17 protein-coding genes are annotated in these 17,554 nt (G+C 59.3%); 7 read left to right on the forward strand and 10 right to left on the reverse strand.

The window, feature by feature from the left end:
- Positions 1-128 precede the first annotated feature (128 nt).
- From ACG74X_RS04640 to ACG74X_RS04665, 6 genes are read left to right on the forward strand one after another with little or no spacing between them, the layout of a single operon-like run.
- A complete protein-coding gene (locus ACG74X_RS04640) occupies positions 129-521 on the forward strand; it encodes a cytidine deaminase (RefSeq protein ID WP_411232989.1) in 393 nt (130 codons plus the stop codon).
- Complete coding sequence (locus tag ACG74X_RS04645) at positions 521-1,810, forward strand: thymidine phosphorylase (RefSeq protein WP_411232990.1); 1,290 nt, start codon at positions 521-523, stop codon at positions 1,808-1,810. The genes ACG74X_RS04640 and ACG74X_RS04645 overlap by 1 nt, the downstream gene beginning before the upstream one ends.
- Entirely contained in the window at positions 1,807-3,015 is a 1,209-nt protein-coding gene (locus ACG74X_RS04650) for a phosphopentomutase (RefSeq protein ID WP_411232991.1), read from the forward strand. The genes ACG74X_RS04645 and ACG74X_RS04650 overlap by 4 nt, the downstream gene beginning before the upstream one ends.
- Entirely contained in the window at positions 3,012-4,019 is a 1,008-nt protein-coding gene (locus ACG74X_RS04655) for an adenosine deaminase (protein WP_411232992.1), read from the forward strand. The genes ACG74X_RS04650 and ACG74X_RS04655 overlap by 4 nt, the downstream gene beginning before the upstream one ends.
- Positions 4,016-4,648, forward strand: coding sequence for a uracil phosphoribosyltransferase (gene upp / locus ACG74X_RS04660; RefSeq protein ID WP_411232993.1), 633 nt, complete (start codon positions 4,016-4,018; stop codon positions 4,646-4,648). The genes ACG74X_RS04655 and upp overlap by 4 nt, the downstream gene beginning before the upstream one ends.
- 58 nt (positions 4,649-4,706) lie before the next feature.
- A complete protein-coding gene (locus ACG74X_RS04665; RefSeq protein WP_411232994.1) occupies positions 4,707-5,324 on the forward strand; it encodes a hypothetical protein in 618 nt (205 codons plus the stop codon).
- Here the strand turns inward: ACG74X_RS04665 and ACG74X_RS04670 are convergent, their stop codons facing one another.
- The gene (locus ACG74X_RS04670) at positions 5,325-6,350 is read right to left on the reverse strand and encodes a hypothetical protein (RefSeq protein WP_411232995.1); all 1,026 of its coding nucleotides are present in this window, start codon (positions 6,348-6,350) and stop codon (positions 5,325-5,327) included.
- A gap of 71 nt (positions 6,351-6,421) precedes the next feature.
- Positions 6,422-8,050, reverse strand: a complete 1,629-nt coding sequence (locus tag ACG74X_RS04675; RefSeq protein WP_411232996.1) for an AMP-binding protein — start codon at positions 8,048-8,050, stop codon at positions 6,422-6,424.
- Between the two features lie 106 nt (positions 8,051-8,156).
- Here ACG74X_RS04675 and ACG74X_RS04680 point away from each other — a divergent pair, with 106 nt between their 5' ends.
- The gene (locus ACG74X_RS04680; RefSeq protein WP_411232997.1) at positions 8,157-8,801 is read left to right on the forward strand and encodes a sulfotransferase family 2 domain-containing protein; all 645 of its coding nucleotides are present in this window, start codon (positions 8,157-8,159) and stop codon (positions 8,799-8,801) included.
- A gap of 78 nt (positions 8,802-8,879) precedes the next feature.
- Here ACG74X_RS04680 and ACG74X_RS04685 read toward each other — a convergent pair whose 3' ends face one another.
- From ACG74X_RS04685 to ACG74X_RS04720, 8 genes are all read right to left on the reverse strand, one after another.
- A complete protein-coding gene (locus ACG74X_RS04685) occupies positions 8,880-11,078 on the reverse strand; it encodes a 3-hydroxyacyl-CoA dehydrogenase NAD-binding domain-containing protein (RefSeq protein WP_411232998.1) in 2,199 nt (732 codons plus the stop codon).
- Between the two features lie 11 nt (positions 11,079-11,089).
- Positions 11,090-12,301 carry an acetyl-CoA C-acetyltransferase gene (locus ACG74X_RS04690; protein WP_411232999.1) on the reverse strand — a complete coding sequence of 404 codons (1,212 nt, stop codon included), beginning with the start codon at positions 12,299-12,301 and terminating at the stop codon, positions 11,090-11,092.
- 14 nt (positions 12,302-12,315) lie between these two features.
- Entirely contained in the window at positions 12,316-12,954 is a 639-nt protein-coding gene (locus ACG74X_RS04695; RefSeq protein WP_411233000.1) for a glutathione S-transferase family protein, read from the reverse strand.
- A gap of 310 nt (positions 12,955-13,264) precedes the next feature.
- Positions 13,265-14,404, reverse strand: a complete 1,140-nt coding sequence (locus ACG74X_RS04700; RefSeq protein WP_411233001.1) for an acyl-CoA dehydrogenase family protein — start codon at positions 14,402-14,404, stop codon at positions 13,265-13,267.
- Between the two features lie 20 nt (positions 14,405-14,424).
- Positions 14,425-14,637 carry a hypothetical protein gene (locus tag ACG74X_RS04705; RefSeq protein WP_411233002.1) on the reverse strand — a complete coding sequence of 71 codons (213 nt, stop codon included), beginning with the start codon at positions 14,635-14,637 and terminating at the stop codon, positions 14,425-14,427.
- Between the two features lie 14 nt (positions 14,638-14,651).
- The gene (locus ACG74X_RS04710) at positions 14,652-16,433 is read right to left on the reverse strand and encodes an acyl-CoA dehydrogenase C-terminal domain-containing protein (RefSeq protein ID WP_411233003.1); all 1,782 of its coding nucleotides are present in this window, start codon (positions 16,431-16,433) and stop codon (positions 14,652-14,654) included.
- 27 nt (positions 16,434-16,460) lie between these two features.
- Positions 16,461-16,865 (reverse strand): MerR family transcriptional regulator, encoded by a 405-nt coding sequence (locus ACG74X_RS04715; protein WP_411233004.1) that lies wholly within the window; start codon positions 16,863-16,865, stop codon positions 16,461-16,463.
- A 289-nt stretch (positions 16,866-17,154) separates the two neighbouring features.
- The gene (locus ACG74X_RS04720) at positions 17,155-17,523 is read right to left on the reverse strand and encodes a MerR family transcriptional regulator (RefSeq protein ID WP_411233005.1); all 369 of its coding nucleotides are present in this window, start codon (positions 17,521-17,523) and stop codon (positions 17,155-17,157) included.
- Between the last annotated feature and the right edge of the window lie 31 nt (positions 17,524-17,554).

The raw sequence follows: 17,554 nt of genomic DNA on the forward strand, positions 1-17,554 counted from the left end.
GTTCTGCTTGCCACGCGTGTCCTGAAACACTTTCAAAAGTTCCAAACAAGCGGCACGGGCTGCGCCCCCCCTTGCAATCGGGGCCGGGGCCTCGCAATCATGCAGGGGCCGGGACAACGGGGAATACGATGACACTCAGGGCAGCAGCACAGGCGGTGCGGGACAACGCATATGCGCCATATTCCAACTTCAAGGTTGGGGCCGCCATCCAGACATCCACAGGCGCGGTGTTTGTTGGCTGCAACGTTGAAAACGTCGCCTATCCCGAAGGCACCTGCGCCGAAGCAGGGGCCATCGCCGCGATGGTGGCCGCCGGGGAAATCCGGATCGAATGCGCCTATGTCATCGCCGACAGTCCGGACCCGGTTCCACCCTGTGGCGGGTGCCGCCAGAAACTGGCCGAGTTTGCCGCCAAGGATGCCCGCGTGACGCTGGCCACGCTGGACGGAACCGAACGGCACACAACAATCAAAGATCTGCTGCCGGGTGCGTTTGGGGCCGATCACATGGACCGCGCCTGATGGATGCGCGCAGCATTCTTGCCAAACTGCGCCAGGGCCACACGCCAGACGCGGATGCGCTGGCATGGTTTGCCAAGGGATTGGCCGATGGCAGCGTCAGCGACGCTCAGGCCGGGGCCTTTGCCATGGCGGTGTGTGTGCAGGGTCTGGATGCGCCCGGCCGCGCAGCACTGACGCTTGCGATGCGCGACAGCGGACATGTTCTGCGCTGGCATCTGGACGCTCCGGTGCTTGACAAACATTCAACCGGTGGGGTTGGGGATTGTGCAAGCCTGATCCTGGCCCCCGCGCTGGCGGCGTGCGGCGTTTACGTGCCGATGATCTCGGGCCGTGGTCTGGGGCATACCGGCGGCACGCTGGACAAGCTCGAGTCGATTCCCGGCCTCAAAACCACGCTGTCAGAAGATCAGTTTCGCGCCATTGTGCAGGATGTCGGATGCGCCATTGTCAGCGCCAGCGCCGATATCGCGCCAGCCGACAAGCGCCTTTACGCAATCCGCGATGTGACCGCGACAGTCGAAAGCCTTGATCTGATCACCGCGTCGATCCTGTCGAAAAAGCTGGCGGCGGGGCTGGAGGGGTTGGTGCTGGATGTCAAATGCGGCTCTGGCGCGTTTATGAAAACGCCCCAGGAGGCACGCGCTTTGGCGCAGGCATTGGTCGACACTGCAAACGCTGCCGGATGCCCGACCACAGCGTTGATCACCGACATGTCGCAACCTCTGGCCCCCAGTCTTGGCAATGCGCTTGAAGTCATTGAGGTGATGCGGGTTCTGACCGGTCGCAGCACCGGGCGTCTGCTTGATCTTACGGTCGAACTGGGCGGTGCGCTGCTTGATCAGGCGGGGTTTGCCGACGGCCCTGCCAAACTGCGCAATGCCGTGACATCGGGTGCGGCTGCCGACACATTCGGCGCGATGGTCTATGCGATGGGCGGACCGGTGCGCTTTGTCGACAATTGGGCGCGCTTCCTGCCCGAAGCGCCCGTCATCCGCGAAGTGATCGCACCTGTTTCGGGCTGTGTGACAGCACTTGATGGCGAAGCGCTGGGATTGGCCGTCGTCGCATTGGGCGGGGGACGGCAGGTTGAAACCGATGTGGTTGACCCGGCAGTCGGGCTGGGCGACGTGGTGTCGATTGGCGACCGGGTCTCAAAGGGCCAGCCGCTGGCGCGTATCCACGCGGCACGGGAATCGCAGGCCGACCAGGCTGAACAAGCGGTCCTGCGCGCCATTTCCATCGGCGCGCCACCTCCAACGCCCGCCCTCATTCAGGAGCACATCACATGAGCCGCGCCTTTCTTGTCGTGATGGATTCAGTCGGCATAGGCGGTGCCCCGGATGCCGACACATTCTTCAATCAGGGTCAGCCGGATACCGGGGCCAACACGGTGCTGCATATCGCGCAAGCCTGCGCAAACGGATTGGCAGAGGACGGGCGCTCGGGTCCGCTGTCCGTGCCGCATTTGGACGGGCTGGGCCTGGGCCGCGCGCTGACGTTGGCCTGCGGCGACACGGCACCGGGTCTGACTGCCGTGCCAACCGGGCGCTGGGCGGCTGCAACAGAAACGTCCCGGGGCAAGGATACGCCCTCCGGGCATTGGGAACTGGCGGGGCTGCCCGTGCCCTGGGAATGGACCTACCTGCCAGACACGCACCCGTCTTTGCCGCAGGACATCACCGAACGGATCTGCGCATTGGCTGGCACCGATGGCATCCTTGGCAATTGCCATAGCAACGGGATCAAGGTGATCGACGATTTCGGAGCCGAACATCTGCGCACCGGGTATCCCATTTGCTATACCTCCGCAGACAGCGTTCTGCAGATCGCGGCGCACGAAGAGGCGTTTGGCCTCGAACGGTTGCACAAGCTGTGCGAGGATCTGGCCCCCATGTGCCATGCACGTAAAATCGGACGGGTGATTGCGCGTCCGTTTCTGGGCCGTAATGGCCAATTCGAACGCACATCCAACCGGCGCGATTATGCCATTGCACCGCCGACCCCAATCTTGACAAACTGGGTGCAGGACGCGGGGCAACCCGTTATTGCCATTGGAAAAATCGGAGACATCTTTTCGATGTCCGGGATCGACACCGTTCACACAGGCCCGGATGCCAAACTGATGGTTGATCTTGCGCAACAGATTGACACCGCACCGGACGGGGCTTTGGTGTTTGCCAATTTTGTAGAGTTTGACAGCAAATTCGGCCACCGGCGCGATGTTTCGGGCTATGCCAAAGCACTGGAGTGGTTTGACGCCGAACTTGGCCGTCTGTTGCCCCGTCTCAAAAAGGATGATCTGTTGCTCCTCACGGCGGATCATGGCAACGACCCGACATGGATCGGAACCGACCATACCCGCGAACGCGTGCCTGTGTTGATTGCGGGTGCGGGCCGTGGCGAAATCGGTCATATCGGGTTTGTCGATGTCGCCGCCAGCGTGGCGGCGCATCTTGGCGTGGCATCTGACGGGCAGGGACGCAATTTCCTATGATGGACCAGGATCAGCTTGACCGCATCACACGCTTGCCCAAGGTGGAGCTGCATCTGCATCACGAGGGCGCGGCCCCACCAGATTTTATCAAAGGGCTGGCACAGGAAAAATCGGTCAATCTGGACGGTGTATTCGCCCCGGATGGCAGCTATGCGTTTCGCGATTTTGTCCATTTCCTGAATGTCTACGAAGCCGCGACACAGGTTCTGAAAACCCCCGAAGACTATGCGCGCCTGACGAAAGCAATACTTGAAGAAAGTGCTGCAAATGACGTGATTTATTCGGAAATCTTTCTGTCACCCGACTTTTGCGGGGGTGGCGACGTCGGGGCATGGCGCGAATATCTGCACGCCATTCAAGAGGCCGCCGCCGAGGCCGAACAGGACCATGGCATTCTGCTTCGGGGGATCGTGACATGCGTCCGCCATTTCGGCCCCGAACAGGCCAAAACCGCAGCGCTTTGCGCCGCCGAAACCGCCGGTGACTGGATCGTCGGGTTTGGCATGGGTGGAAATGAGGCAAAGGGCACAGCCAAGGATTTTGCCTATAGCTTTGACATGGCACGCGAAGCCGGGTTGCGGCTGACCGCCCACGCGGGCGAATGGGGCGGCGCGCGGTCGGTTCAGGATGCGCTCACCGATCTTCGCGTAGAGCGTATCGGACATGGTGTCCAGGCCATCACCGATCCGGCGCTGATCGACAGGATCATGGATGACGGCATCGTTCTTGAACTCTGTCCGGGGTCAAATGTGGCGCTTCAGGTGTATCCTACGCTTGATCAACACCCGATCGAACAGTTGCGCCAGCGCGGGGTCAAGATCACCGTGTCCACGGATGATCCGCCGTTTTTTCACACCACCCTGCGGGATGAATACCGCAATCTGGCCCAAACCTTTGGCTGGGACGAAGACGTGTTCATGGACCTGAACACCACCGCCGCACAGGCGGCGTTTTGTGACGAGGACACGCGACGCCGTGTTCTGCAACGACTGGAGCGCACATGACCAATCACCTCACCATCGTCGATCATCCGCTTGTTCAGCACAAGCTCAGCCTCATGCGCGACAAGGACACATCGACCAAATCGTTCCGCCAATTGCTGCGCGAAATCAGCCTCTTGCTGGCCTACGAGGTCACGCGCGACCTGCCAATGACCACCCGCAAGGTCGAAACGCCGCTTTGCGAAACGGACGCTCCGGTCATTGGAGGCAAAAAACTTGCGCTGGTGTCGATCCTGCGGGCGGGCAATGGCTTGCTCGATGGCATCCTCGAACTGATCCCGGCGGCGCGGGTTGGCTTTGTCGGTCTGTACCGCGACGAGGAAACCCTCAAACCGGTTCAATATTATTTCAAGGTGCCCACCGGGCTTGAAGATCGCGTCACAATTGTGGTGGACCCGATGCTCGCCACCGGCAACAGCTCTGCCGCGGCGATTGATCTGCTCAAAGAGGCCGGGGCGCAAAACATTATCTTCCTGTGCCTGCTCGCCGCCCCCGAAGGCGTGGCCCGCATGAAAGAGGCCCACCCAGACGTCCCCATCGTCACCGCATCGCTTGACAGCCACCTCAACGAACAGGGCTACATCGTTCCCGGCCTCGGCGACGCAGGCGACCGTATGTTCGGGACCAAATAGCGCTTTACAGTCAAAGGCCTGACAGGCAGTGTTTCGTCACATCTGTGGGGACAGACCTATGACTGCTTTCAAATTGACCGCTCTGGCGGTGCTGGCTGCGGCCAGCTTTGCTGTAACCGGCGCATCTGCGCAAAACCTGCGGTCCGTCGGGCCACCGGAAGAGTTTCCACCGGCCAGTTACGCGGGCACGCAATATGTTGACAGCCGCGGCTGTGTCTATGTGCGGGCCGGTGTCGATGGCGCGGTGAACTGGGTGCCTCGGGTCTCTCGCGACCGGCAGCTGATCTGCGGTCAAACACCGTCGCTGCGTCAGGGTCAGACCGGTATGGCCGAAACCGCCCCGGTGATCATCACCCCGCAGCGCACCGTGCGCGCCGTGCCAAACCGAACCGTGCACCGCCCCAAATACACCGGGACGCACCGAATTGTGCAGGAACGGATCGTGCCCAAACATGTCTACGAGTCACAGGGCGATACGCTGCCCACGGTTCCCAAAGGGTACAAACCGGCCTGGGAGGATGATCGCCTGAACCCGCACCGGGCCCATATGACCCGCAATGGCTATCGCGCCACGCAGCAGGTCTGGAGCAACACCGTGCCCCGAGAGCGGTTAATGGCCCCGCAAGAGATCAAAGACCCCGTGATTGTCGGGCGCGGCCGGGGCCTTGGCCACTGATCACTCGCCGCAGATGCCCTGCAGCCGCAGCCAATCCGCATCACTTAACACCGGACGCGTGTCACGGCCAGCCATCGGGTCTGCCTCGATCAGGCCCAATGTGGTTTCCCCTGTAATATCAAGCGAATAGGCATAAGGTGTGGAGCGCAGCTCGGCGGTTTTGAACGCCGCAAGCAGCATGTCGTCCGACACCGGGGCAGGTGTCTTGGCCAAAAGATGTTCGCTGTAGCGGTCCAGATCGGCCTCGTTCAATTCCCCGGTTGTCAGCAAACGCAGGCTGGACCAGAGTCCCGTTTCGATCAGCATTTCTTCCAAAGGATCTTGGGTCAGCGCGCGCACGCGCTCGGTCAAAATATACCCGGCCGTGACATTGGGGTCTTCCGGGTCTTCGACCAGGGCCCGGTTCAACAGGATACGGCCCCCGGGCAGATGCGCGGTTGTGGACACCCCGCCCGGAAGCACAACCAGAGCGCCGCGTTGACCGGGGCCAAGCACACGCGACGCCAATCTTCGCAGGGGTTCTCTTGCGTCCCGGGTCGTACACATCTGGCCAGAAATCCGCGTAATCCGTGCCAAAAGCGCATCGCCGATGTCGTCGCGCTTTACCGCAGGCACCACTTGAACGGTATGCCGCAGCAAGGCGTCGGGCAGCCACAGGAACATCCCCGCCGCAACAAGACAGGCAATACCGGCGGTGATCCAAAGCCGAAGCTTACCCGGTTTGGCACGGCTTTTGTCAATTGCGGTGCGAATTTGCTCGATCGCGTCGATCATTTCGACGCCATCTTCGCCAAGTTCAAGTGTCTCGCCAGGGTCGCCATCGGGGTGGTACACTGCAGGTCGTTGGCCCTTATTCGCGCGCGCAACCGCTGCAATCGACCAATGCGCCAGAACGTTTTCGCGCAAATCAAAAATCGTGATCGACGCATCCCCAAGAGAGATCACAACGTCCTTGCGCTGGTCTGCAGGCGTGGCACGCCAGACGCCAGCGGCTTCAAGCCGTTGAAATTCCTTCAGCGCGGTCATTTGGGCTGCTCTGCCTCGTTCATTGAGTCAAAACCTACACCGCCCTGCGATTCCGCGCAATGCAGCAGGCGTTACAGCTCCTTTGCGCGGTCGCGCAGTTGGAATTTCTGAATTTTCCCGGTGGCGGTTTTGGGCAGATCTTCAAAAACCACCATCTTGGGGGTTTTGAACCCCGCCAGTTTTGTGCGGGCATAGGCAATCAGGTCGGCTTCGGATACGGAATGATTGTCTTTCAACTCGACAAAGGCGCAGGGCACTTCACCCCAGGTCGCGTCCGGCTTTGCGACCACGGCGCAAAGCAGCACGGCATCATGGCCCATGAGCGTCGCTTCAACCTCAACCGATGAAATATTTTCCCCGCCGGAGATAATGATATCCTTGGCACGATCCGAAATCTGCACATACGCGTCCGGGTGGATGACGGCGATATCGCCGGAATGGAAATGCCCGCCCTCGAACGCCGCCTCTGTCGCCTTCGGATTCTTCAGATACCCTTTCATCACCGAATTGCCGCGAATAACGATTTCCCCCTGGGTTTTCCCGTCTCTGACCACGGGCGCGCCGTTTTCGTCAATGACATCAATCTTTTCCATCATTGGAAACGCCACACCCTGACGCGCCTTGATGCCGGATTGCGCGTCCTGGTCCAGATCATCCCAGACATCGGTTTTCCACAAACATTCAGTGACATGACCATAGGTCTCGGTCAGTCCGTAAACCTGCATGACATTGAAGCCCAGGTGGCCGATCTTGGCCAATGTTGCCGGGGCAGGTGGGGCCCCGGCGGTAAAGACCTGCACGTCATGTTGAAAGTCACGCCGCTCGGACGGGTCGGCGTTCACAATCATATTCAGCACAATCGGCGCGCCGCCGAAATGCGTAACCCCTTCATCGGCAATCGCATCATAGATCGCTTTCGCACTGATATCGCGACAGCAAACAAGCGTGCCCCCCAGCACCGGCATCATCCAGGTGTGGTTCCAGCCATTGCAGTGGAACAGCGGTACAATGGTCAGATAGGTTGGCCGCAGCGTCAGTTGCCAACTGATCACCGTTCCCATCGTCATCAGATACGCCCCGCGGTGATGGTAGACGACCCCCTTTGGCCGCCCTGTGGTGCCCGAGGTATAGTTCAGTGCCAGGCTTTCCCATTCATCCTCGGGCATGATCCATTGGAAATCCGGGTCTGCCGCTGCCAGAACCGCCTCGTATTCCGGATATTCCGAAACCGCATGTACCCCTTCATGCGGGTCTGCCACCTCGATCACTTTGGGGGCGGGGCCGTCCAGTTGTTCAATCGCGTCCGCAAGCCCCGGTATGAATTGGGGATCGCACAGCACCACCTTGGCTTCGCCGTGATCCAGGATATAGGCAATCGTGTCCACATCCAGCCGTGTGTTGATCGTGTTGAGCACCGCCCCGCAGGCCGGAACACCGAAATGCGCCTCGGCCTGGGCTGGAATATTTGGCAGGATCGTCGCGACCACGTCCCCCGGGCGCACACCCATATTCACCAGGGCAGAGGCCAATCTGGTCGCACGCTCCAGATATTGTTCATAGGTCTTTCGATGCGGGCCATGAACAACGGCCACCACCTCTGGAAATACCTCTGCTGCGCGTTTCAGATGCGACAGCGGTGTTAACGGCACATAATTCGCCGCCCGTTTGCCCAAACCGGTTTCGTCCCGCATCCAACCCATATCCACCACTCCTCAAGGACTTCACTTGCCAATGACATAGCGCAGCGATCGTGCCGGGGAAAAGCAATTCCTTGCCTCATCCGTCTGGCAATGGCACCTCTGGCGCATGATTATTTCGCCTGGTCGCCAGTTTGTTTTTGTGCATATCCCCAAAACCGGTGGCACCTCGATGGCGCTGGCCCTGGAAAGTCGCGCGCATCGGGATGACATCCTGATTGGCGACACGCCGAAGGCGCAAAAGCGAAAAGGACGATTGAAATCGCTTACCGCCAAGGGCTGGCTTTGGAAACACAGCACGCTGGCGGATATGGATGGCGTGCTGCCACCAAGGACGTTGTCCGCGATGTTCGTTTTCACATTGGTGCGCAATCCGTGGGACCGGATGGTCAGCTACTATCACTGGTTGCGGGATCAACGTTTTGACCACCCTGCGGTGACACTGGCCCGGTCGGTATCGTTTGATGCGTTTGTTCTGCACGATCAGACCCGTGACGCGCTGAGTGCAACACCTTACAGCAGCTACATGCGACCTGCCGATGGCACCGATTTGCTGTGCCATTACATCCGGTTGGAGCACCTCGCAGCCGATATCGCGCCATTGGAGGCCCATCTGGGTTTTTCGCTGCAAATCCCGCATGTTAACCGATCTAACCGGCCTGCCGACTACCGCCGCGCATACACCGATGAAACGCGTACAGCTGTGGAAAACATATGCGCCCAGGATATCGCGCAGTTCCATTATCAATTTTAATGCTAACGCAATGATCGCCATAAAAAACGCCGCCCCATATTGTGGGACGACGTTATCTGCTCAAGACTGAAGAAATTGTTACGCCGCTTGCGCTTTCTCGCCAAAACGTCCGTAAAATTTCTGACCTTTTGTTGCCATATCCCGCAACACATCCGGGCAAGTGAAGCGATCACCAAACGCATTGGTCAATTCATCACACCGGGCCGCCGCGTATTCCGCGCCCAGCATGTCAAGCCAGGACAGCGGACCACCTGACCAAGGTGCAAAGCCCCAGCCAAGGATCGCCCCCACATCGCCTTCGCGGATATCCATCAGCACGCCGTCTTCCAATGCGCGAACCGCTTCCAGGGACTGCGCGAACAGCAAACGGTGTTGCACATCAACCAGGTCTGGCTGTTCCTCGGCCTGTGGATATTGCGCCAAGACACCCTCGGAAAGGCCCTGTCGCTTGCCCTTGTCATCATAGTCGTAAAACCCAGCGCCGGTCTTGCGACCCAGGCGGCCTTGCTCTTCCATCCAGAAGATCACTTCGTCCACCGCCTCATCCGGGTAGGCATCACCCATCGCCGCCTTCGTGGCGCGGGCAATCTTGGCCCCCAGATCAATCGACGTTTCATCCACCAATTGCAGCGGACCAAGTGGCATGCCCACCAGCTTTGCCGCGTTTTCGATCAGGGCAGGGGCCACGCCTTCCTTCACCATCCGTATCCCTTCGTTGATATACGGAATAATGCAGCGATTGGCATAGAAGAACCGCGCGTCGTTCACCACGATCGGTGTCTTTTTGATCTGCCGCACAAAGTCGAGCGCCTTGGCCACCGCGCGGTCGCCTGTCGCGGTGCCCTTGATGATCTCGACCAGCATCATCTTTTCAACCGGGCTGAAGAAGTGAATGCCGATGAACTGATCAGGCCGTTTTGAGGCCTTCGCAAGCTCTGTGATCGGCAGGGTCGATGTGTTGGTGGCAAAGATGCAGTCTTCACCAATCACTTCTTCGACCTTTTGCGTCACCTCGGCCTTGATCTTGGGGTCCTCGAACACTGCTTCGACGATAAGATCGCAGTCTTTCAGTTCCGCGTAATCGGTTGTTGGCACAATCCGCGCCAGCATCGCATCTGCCTTGTCCTGCGTGATTTTCTTCCGGCTTACGCCCTTTGCTGTATACGCCTCTACATATGCCTTGCCTTTGTCCGCAGCGGCCTGTTCCCGGTCGAGCAAAACAACCTCGATCCCGGCCTGCGCCGACACCAGTGCAATGCCCGCGCCCATCATGCCAGCGCCCAGAACGCCCACTTTCCTGACCGACTGATCCGCAACATCCGCCGGTCTGACAGCGCCTTTCTCTAGTGCCTGTTTGTTAATGAAAAGTGACCGGATCATCGCCGATGACGAGGGGTTCATGAGAATTTGAGTAAACCACCGCGCCTCGATTTTCAGCGCGGTGTCAAACGGGACCAACGCACCTTCGTAAACCGCTGACAACAAAGCCTTTGCGGCCGGATAAACGCCCTTGGTCTTGCCGTTGACCATCGCGGATGCGCCAACGAACGTCATGAACCCAGCCGGGTGATACGGCGCGCCGCCGGGCATCTTGTAGCCCTTGGCGTCCCACGGCTTGACCAGATCGGCGTCCTTCGCGTTGAGCACCCAGTCGCGCGCGGCCGCCACCGGATCGTCAACCACCTCGTCAATGATCCCGGCGGCCTTGGCCTTTTTCGGATCAGACAGCTTGCCCTCCAACAGGAACGGAGACGCCGCCATCGCCCCCATCTTGCGCACCAGCCGCGTCGTACCACCCGCACCGGGGAAGATGCCCACCATGATCTCGGGCAGGCCAATCTTGGCCTTTGGGTTGTCGGCGGCAAAGATGCGGTGCGTCGCCAGCGGCAACTCCAGCCCAATACCCAGCGCGGTACCGGGCAGCGCCGCCGCAATCGGCTTGCCGCCCTTGAACGTCTTCGGATCCATGCCCGCACGCTCGATCTTGCGCAGCATGTGATGGCCGTTCATCGTGAAGTCGAACAGCGCCTCGGCAGGGTCATCCCCGGCCTCGGCCCGGATGGTCGCCAGTGTATTGAGGTCCATGCCGCCCGCGAAATCCGACTTGCCAGAGGTGATCACGATCCCCTTTACGGCCTCATCCGCCAGCGCGTCGTCGATCAGATCGTTGAGCGCCATCATCGACTCGCGGCTCATCACGTTCATGGATTTGCCCGGCACGTCCCAGGTGATGATCGCCACGCCACCCGCGTCTTTTTTCATCGTAAAATCAGTCATGTCGCCGCTCCTTAAACCCGCTCGATAATCGTCGCTGCACCCATGCCGGATGCGATGCACAGCGTGGCGAGGCCCGTGCCTTTGCCCGTGCGCTCCAATTCATCGAGAAGCGTGCCGATGATGATCGCGCCTGTCGCACCCAGGGGATGCCCCATTGCAATCGAGCCGCCGTTCACATTAACCACGCTGTCATCCACATCAAACGCCTGCATGAAGCGCAGCACGACGCTGGCAAAAGCCTCGTTCACCTCGAAGAGGTCAATGTCGCTGATGCTCATGCCCGTGTCGGCGAGGATCATCTCGGTCACGGGGACGGGGCCGGTCAGCATAATGGTCGGATCTGTCCCGATCTTGGCGGTCGCCTTGATCCGCGCGCGGGGTTTGAGACCCCATTTCTCGCCGAATTCCTTGTTGCCGATCAGCACGCCCGCTGCGCCATCGACGATGCCGGACGAATTGCCCGCGTGGTGGATGTGGTTGATTTTTTCCAGATGCGGGTACTTCATCAGCGCGACCGCATCGAAGCCGGGCATGACCTCGCCCATCTGTTGAAACGATGGGTTCAACGCGCCAAGCGACTGCATGTCGGTGCCGGGGCGCATGTATTCGTCATGGTCGAGGATCGGCAGACCGTTCTGGTCGCGCACCTCGACGATCGACTTGGCGAAGCGGTTGTCATCCCAGGCCGCCTTGGCGCGCTTCTGGCTTTCGACGGCCAGGCTGTCTGCCTCATCGCGGCTGAACCCGTATTCGGTCGCAATGATGTCGGCCGAAATGCCCTGCGGCACGAAATAGGTGTCCATCGCCACGGAGGGATCGACGGCAATCGCAGCGCCATCGCTGCCCATGGCGACGCGGCCCATCATCTCGACCCCGCCTGCGATATAGGCGTCGCCTGCACCGCCACGCACCTGGTTCGCGGCAAGGTTCACCGCTTCCATACCTGACGCACAGAACCGGTTGATCGCCAGTCCCGGAATGCTCTCGTCCAATCCGGACGCCAAAACAGCCGTCCGCGCCAGGCATCCGCCCTGTTCTCCGACCTGGGTGACGTTGCCCCAGATCACGTCTTCCACCGCATGGCCCTCAAGCCCATTACGATCCTTCACGGCGTCCAGCACCTGCGCACTCAGCCGCACAGAGGTCACTTCGTGCAAACTGCCGTCCTTGCGACCTTTGCCGCGCGGTGTACGCACGGCGTCATAGATGTAAGCTTCACTCATGTCGCGTCTCCGTCTCAGGCCCGATCCGCAGGGGATCCAGGCATCAAGTGATAGGGGTGTTTCCAACGTGGCAGGGTCTCAATCCCCGACAGCCAACGGTCGATATTCGGCCAATCTGCGCGGTCAAATCCAAAAGGTTCGGGGTAAAACAGGTAGCCGCAACACGAGATATCCGCATTGGTGATCCCGTCGCCCACGATCCAGTCGCGCCCGTCAAGATGTGTATCGAGCACGTTATACGCTGCCTTCAGACGTCCTTGCAAAAAGCCGATAACGTCTGCGGGGCGCTTCCCTTCGGGCAGGAAGTTCATCAAGAACCGCGTCATGCCGGCCTGGCTCGACAGTTTGTGATTGTCCCAAAACATCCAACGCATCACCTCACGCGCCTCCTCTGGCGTTGCGCCGCCAAATTTGCCCGAATGTTCCGCGACATACATCTGGATCACACCCGATTGCGTCAGCTTCACATCGCCATCGACCATCACCGGCACTTCGCCCATTGGGTTGATATGCGTGCGGAACTTATCGGTCCTTGTCTCGCCGCCAAAGAAATCGACCTTAACCGGAACCCAGTCCAGCCCGCCGAGCTCCAAAGCCAGCGCCGCCTTGTAGGCATTCCCGCTTTCGCCAAAACAATAAAGTTGGATACTCATAGGTTCTGTTCCTTGAAAGGTCGGGCGGGCCGATCAGGGCAGGGTGCCTCCGGCGGGAGTTTTCCGGGCAAGATGAAGACAGAACCGGTGCTTTCTTTACCGACCTTTAAGGGTAATCGACTTAGTCTAAGCACGCATGGCAGGCTGGAGAGCTGAGCCATGTGCAAGGTGAAGCCCCGCCAACAGCGCCTGACACCGCGTGGTAAAGAGGCCGGCCGGCGGGGTGGACCTTTCCGTGCGCCTTCATCTTGCCTGGAAAACTCCCGCCGGAGGCTCCCGCAATTTGCCATTTGCGCAAAGGACAGGATCATCACAGCGCCCTCGCAATCAGCTCTTTCATGATCTCATTGGTGCCGCCGTAAATGCGTTGCACCCGCGCGTCAGCCCACATTTCGGCGACGGCGTATTCCTGCATGTAGCCATAACCGCCATGAAGCTGGACGCACTCGTCCAGCACCTCGCCCTGCGTGTCTGACAGCCAGTATTTCGCCATCGCGGCTTTTTCGACCGACAATTCCCCGCGCAGATGCTCGACCATGCAGGCGTCAAGAAACGCGCGCGCGACCGTGGTTTTGGTGTGGCATTCGGCCAGTTTGAACCGCGTGTTCTGGAACTGCGTCAGCGGACCACCAAAGGCTTCGCGCTCTTTGCAATAGGCGATGGTCCGCGCCACAGCGCCTTCCATCGCGCCCACTGCGCCACAGCCGATGATCAGCCGTTCCTGCGGCAATTGCTGCATCATCTGGTAGAAACCCTGGCCTTCCGCGCCGCCCAGCAGGTTCTCGGGTGCGATCTCGACATTGTCGAAGAAAAGCTCTGACGTGTCTGCCGCGTGACAGCCGATCTTTTCCAGGTTCCGCCCGCGCGAAAAACCCTCTGCGCCGTCGGTTTCCACGACGACCAGGGACGTTCCCTTGGACCCTTGCGTCGGGTCTGTCTTGGCCGCCACCAGGATCAGGTTCGCGTGCTGGCCGTTGGTGATAAACGTTTTTTGCCCGCTCAGGCGATAGGCATTGCCGTCCCGCAACGCGCGGGTCTTGATCCCTTGCACATCTGATCCGCCCGAGGGTTCGGTCATGGCCAAAGCGCCCACCAATTCGCCCGTCACCATCTTGGGCAACCAGCGCTGTTTCTGATCGTCGGTCCCGTATTCCAGGATGTAATGCGCCACGATTCCCGAATGGATGCCGTGGCCCCAGCTTGCCAAATTGGCCCGGCCCGCTTCCATCAGGATCACCGCCTCGTGGCCGAAATCCCCACCGGCCCCGCCGTATTCCTCGGGCACAGACGGACACAACAGACCCAACTCACCGGCTTGTTGCCAGATCTCGCGGTCCATCTGTCCTTGCTTGCGCCACTTGTCATACAAAGGCTGCCACTCGGTCTCGATGAACTTCGCGGTCATCTCGGCAAGCATCTCGTGCTCGTCGGTCATCCAGTTTGATCGCATGGCTCCCCCCACATCCCGCGTCATCGTTTGCGCGCGTCCAGCTCGGCATTGAAGAGCCGCAACCGATGGCCCAAAGCCTCGCTGTCCGTCACGCTGTCGAAATTCTCGAACAGGAAGGACAGCGCCTCGCCCTCATCCAGGCCCGCCGCATCGGCAAACCGTTTGAGCCGGCGATAGCCGTCTTCGGTCATGGCGGCCGGAAAGCGACGGGTTAGGCGAAAGCGTTTGGGCATCTGTCCTCCCGGAGTTAAAAGTTCGACGCGTCCAGCACCATGACAGGCTCTGCGCCGGTTTCAATGCGCGCCAGGTGCATCTTGGTGGCGGGCAACTGGCGCGCCATATAGTAACGGCCTGTGGCGATCTTGGTTTCATAAAACGCGGTGTCAGAGGCACCCTCGGACAAAGCCGTCTGTGCAGCAAGCCCCATCCGCGCCCACATATAGCCAAGGCAGACATGACCAAACAGGTGCATGAAGTCATAAGACCCGGCAAGCGCGTTATTGGGATCTTTCATGCCGCTTTCGACAAAATACATCGCGGCGGTCTGCAGGTCTTTGGAGGCGGCCTTCAACGGCTCCAGGAAGTCGCTGTCATACGCCGCGTCCTGGCCTTTGTTTTCAGCAATGAAACTCTTGATCATGTCAAAGAAGGCCATGACGTGCTTGCCGCCGTCCTGCGCCAGCTTGCGGCCCACCAGATCAAGCGCCTGAATGCCGTTAGCCCCTTCGTAGATCATGGCGATCCGGGCGTCGCGCGCGAACTGGGACATACCCCATTCCTCGATATAGCCGTGCCCGCCATAGACCTGCTGGGCATTCACCGCCATCTCGAAGCCCTTGTCGGTCTGAAAGCCCTTGATGATCGGGGTCAGCAGGGAGATCAGGCCATCGGCGTCCTTGTCCGAATTCTTGTGCGCCCGGTCGATCAGGTATGCGCCCCAATAGGTGAACGCGCGCGCGCCTTCGGTAAAGGATTTCTGATCCATCAGATTGCGGCGTATGTCGGGGTGTACGATGATCGGGTCCGCCGCCTTGTCTGGTGCTTTTGCCCCGGTCACGTCCCGCCCTTGCAAGCGGTCATTCGCGTAAGCCACAGCGTTCTGATAGGCGACTTCGGATTGTGCGTAGCCCTGAAGGCCCACACCCAGACGCGCTTCGTTCATCATGGTGAACATCGCACGCATGCCCTTGTGCATCTCGCCCACCAGATAGCCCGTTGCCTCGTCATAGTTCATCACACAGGTCGCATTGCCGTGGATGCCCATCTTTTCTTCGAGCTTGCCCACCGTCACACCATTGCGTGCGCCCAATGATCCATCCGTGTTCACAAGGAATTTCGGCACAATGAACAGCGATACCCCCTTGATGCCCTTTGGCCCACCGGGGATTTTTGCCAGAACGAGGTGGATGACATTGTCCGCCATGTCGTGATCACCGGCCGAGATAAAGATCTTCTGACCCGTGATCTTATAGCTGCCATCGTCCTGCGGTTCGGCTTTGGTGCGCATCAAACCCAGATCGGTGCCGCAATGCGGCTCTGTCAGGTTCATGGTGCCGGTCCATTCACAGGTGGTCATCTTTGGCAGATAGGTCTGCTTTTGGTCATCCGAGCCGTGAAAATAGATCGCCGAATACGCGCCATGCGTCAGGCCCTGATACATGTTGAAGGCCATATTGGCCGACACAAAAGGTTCTTGTGCCGCGGTGTGCATCAGATAGGGCAGGCCCTGACCACCATATTCAGGATCGCAATCCAGCGCCGTCCAGCCGCCGTCGCGCATCATATCGAACGCGTCCTTAAAGCCATCCGGCGTGCGCACCACGCCGTTTTCCAGAACGCAGCCCTGCGTGTCGCCGACGCTGTTCAGCGGCATCAGCACCTCGGAGGCCAGTTTGCCCGCTTCCTCGATCACCGCGCCGGTAAAGTCCCGGTCCAGCTCGTCATAGCCGGGGATATCCTGCGATGCGACGTCAAGAACGTCGTGCAGGATGAACTGCATGTCTTTGACAGGTGCGGTATAGCTTGGCATGTCGGGTCTCTCCTCAAACCGGGCCGCTTATTCAGCCGCCTTTTTCGTCTGTTCCATCGAGGCGAGCATCTTTTCGCCCCAACGCATTTGTTCTTTCAATTCGTCAATCGCCGCTGTCAGCTCGTCGCGCTGCGTTTCCATATCCGATAGTCGCTGTTGCGCGATCTCATAGGTGCGCGCGATCTGGGTCTGCTGCTGGTCACCCATGTGATACAGGTCAAGAAGCTGCCGGATCTCTTCAAGGCTGAACCCAAAACGCTTGCCGCGCAAAATCAGCTTGAGCCGCGCCCGGTCCCGTTTGGTAAACAGGCGTTTCTGACCTTCACGGATCGGGAACAGCAATTCCTTGGCTTCGTAAAAGCGCAGGGTGCGAGGTGTCACGTCATAGGCGTCACACATTTCCCGGATCGTCATGGTGCGGTCGTCAGTCATTTTTCACATTCCTTGTTCGGTGCCGTCATGGCATCGAAATGCAAAGGCGTGACGCTTCATACAATGGGAATTTACGTTGACGTAACTTGGACGCCACGTCACTTCAAAGTTGACGTAACATCCTTCTGCGTCAGCCACCCTTTGCCGAAACATTCTTTCAAAGCGCTTTGAGTTCGATACACATATTAGGTACGGAATACCTTACCCGCAGTCAGTGTGTTTTGGATGAATGAATCACCCAACGCCGTTTTTGACGCAGGAGGCACTGATTCTGCGTGGCGCAAATGGGTCAGGACAGGCTCGATGCGGTTGTGTCGCGCAGCTCTTGCAACTCCTGAATGGCTTCATCCAGCTGGGCGCGTTGTTCGTGCAGTTCATGCAATTGCCGGTCAGCAAGATCGATCCAGGCCCGCATCTGGGCTTCGGTGCCTTCGTTTTCATAAATCAGCAACCACTGGCGGATATCTTCAAGCTGAAATCCGAATTTGCGCCCCCGCAAGATCAACGTCATCCGGGCAATTTCTTTCGGCCCATACCACCGCGACCGACCATCCCGCTCGGGTTGCAGCAGTTCAATATACTCGTAATACCGCAATGTGCGTGGGGTTACGTCAAACCTGGCGCACATTTCCTTGAAACTCAGACGGTGCTCGGTCACGTGGTTGCCTTCTTTCCTTCGTTCAAAGCAT

The organism is Marivita sp. S0852 (assembly GCF_046591575.1).
Classification (GTDB): Bacteria; Pseudomonadota; Alphaproteobacteria; order Rhodobacterales; family Rhodobacteraceae; genus Marivita.

Excerpts from the sequence above, each read along its gene's own strand:
- ACG74X_RS04645 (WP_411232990.1), top strand. The coding sequence starts at position 521 with ATGGATGCGCGCAGCATTCTTGCCAAACTGCGCCAGGGCCACACGCCA.
- ACG74X_RS04695 (WP_411233000.1), bottom strand. The coding sequence starts at position 12,954 with ATGAGTATCCAACTTTATTGTTTTGGCGAAAGCGGGAATGCCTACAAG.
- ACG74X_RS04675 (WP_411232996.1), bottom strand. The coding sequence starts at position 8,050 with ATGGGTTGGATGCGGGACGAAACCGGTTTGGGCAAACGGGCGGCGAAT.
- ACG74X_RS04710 (WP_411233003.1), bottom strand. The coding sequence starts at position 16,433 with ATGCCAAGCTATACCGCACCTGTCAAAGACATGCAGTTCATCCTGCAC.
- ACG74X_RS04650 (WP_411232991.1), top strand. The coding sequence starts at position 1,807 with ATGAGCCGCGCCTTTCTTGTCGTGATGGATTCAGTCGGCATAGGCGGT.
- ACG74X_RS04705 (WP_411233002.1), bottom strand. The coding sequence starts at position 14,637 with ATGCCCAAACGCTTTCGCCTAACCCGTCGCTTTCCGGCCGCCATGACC.
- ACG74X_RS04715 (WP_411233004.1), bottom strand. The coding sequence starts at position 16,865 with ATGACTGACGACCGCACCATGACGATCCGGGAAATGTGTGACGCCTAT.
- ACG74X_RS04685 (WP_411232998.1), bottom strand. The coding sequence starts at position 11,078 with ATGACTGATTTTACGATGAAAAAAGACGCGGGTGGCGTGGCGATCATC.
- ACG74X_RS04665 (WP_411232994.1), top strand. The coding sequence starts at position 4,707 with ATGACTGCTTTCAAATTGACCGCTCTGGCGGTGCTGGCTGCGGCCAGC.
- ACG74X_RS04680 (WP_411232997.1), top strand. The coding sequence starts at position 8,157 with ATGATTATTTCGCCTGGTCGCCAGTTTGTTTTTGTGCATATCCCCAAA.
- upp (WP_411232993.1), top strand. The coding sequence starts at position 4,016 with ATGACCAATCACCTCACCATCGTCGATCATCCGCTTGTTCAGCACAAG.
- ACG74X_RS04690 (WP_411232999.1), bottom strand. The coding sequence starts at position 12,301 with ATGAGTGAAGCTTACATCTATGACGCCGTGCGTACACCGCGCGGCAAA.
- ACG74X_RS04670 (WP_411232995.1), bottom strand. The coding sequence starts at position 6,350 with ATGACCGCGCTGAAGGAATTTCAACGGCTTGAAGCCGCTGGCGTCTGG.
- ACG74X_RS04640 (WP_411232989.1), top strand. The coding sequence starts at position 129 with ATGACACTCAGGGCAGCAGCACAGGCGGTGCGGGACAACGCATATGCG.
- ACG74X_RS04700 (WP_411233001.1), bottom strand. The coding sequence starts at position 14,404 with ATGCGATCAAACTGGATGACCGACGAGCACGAGATGCTTGCCGAGATG.
- ACG74X_RS04655 (WP_411232992.1), top strand. The coding sequence starts at position 3,012 with ATGATGGACCAGGATCAGCTTGACCGCATCACACGCTTGCCCAAGGTG.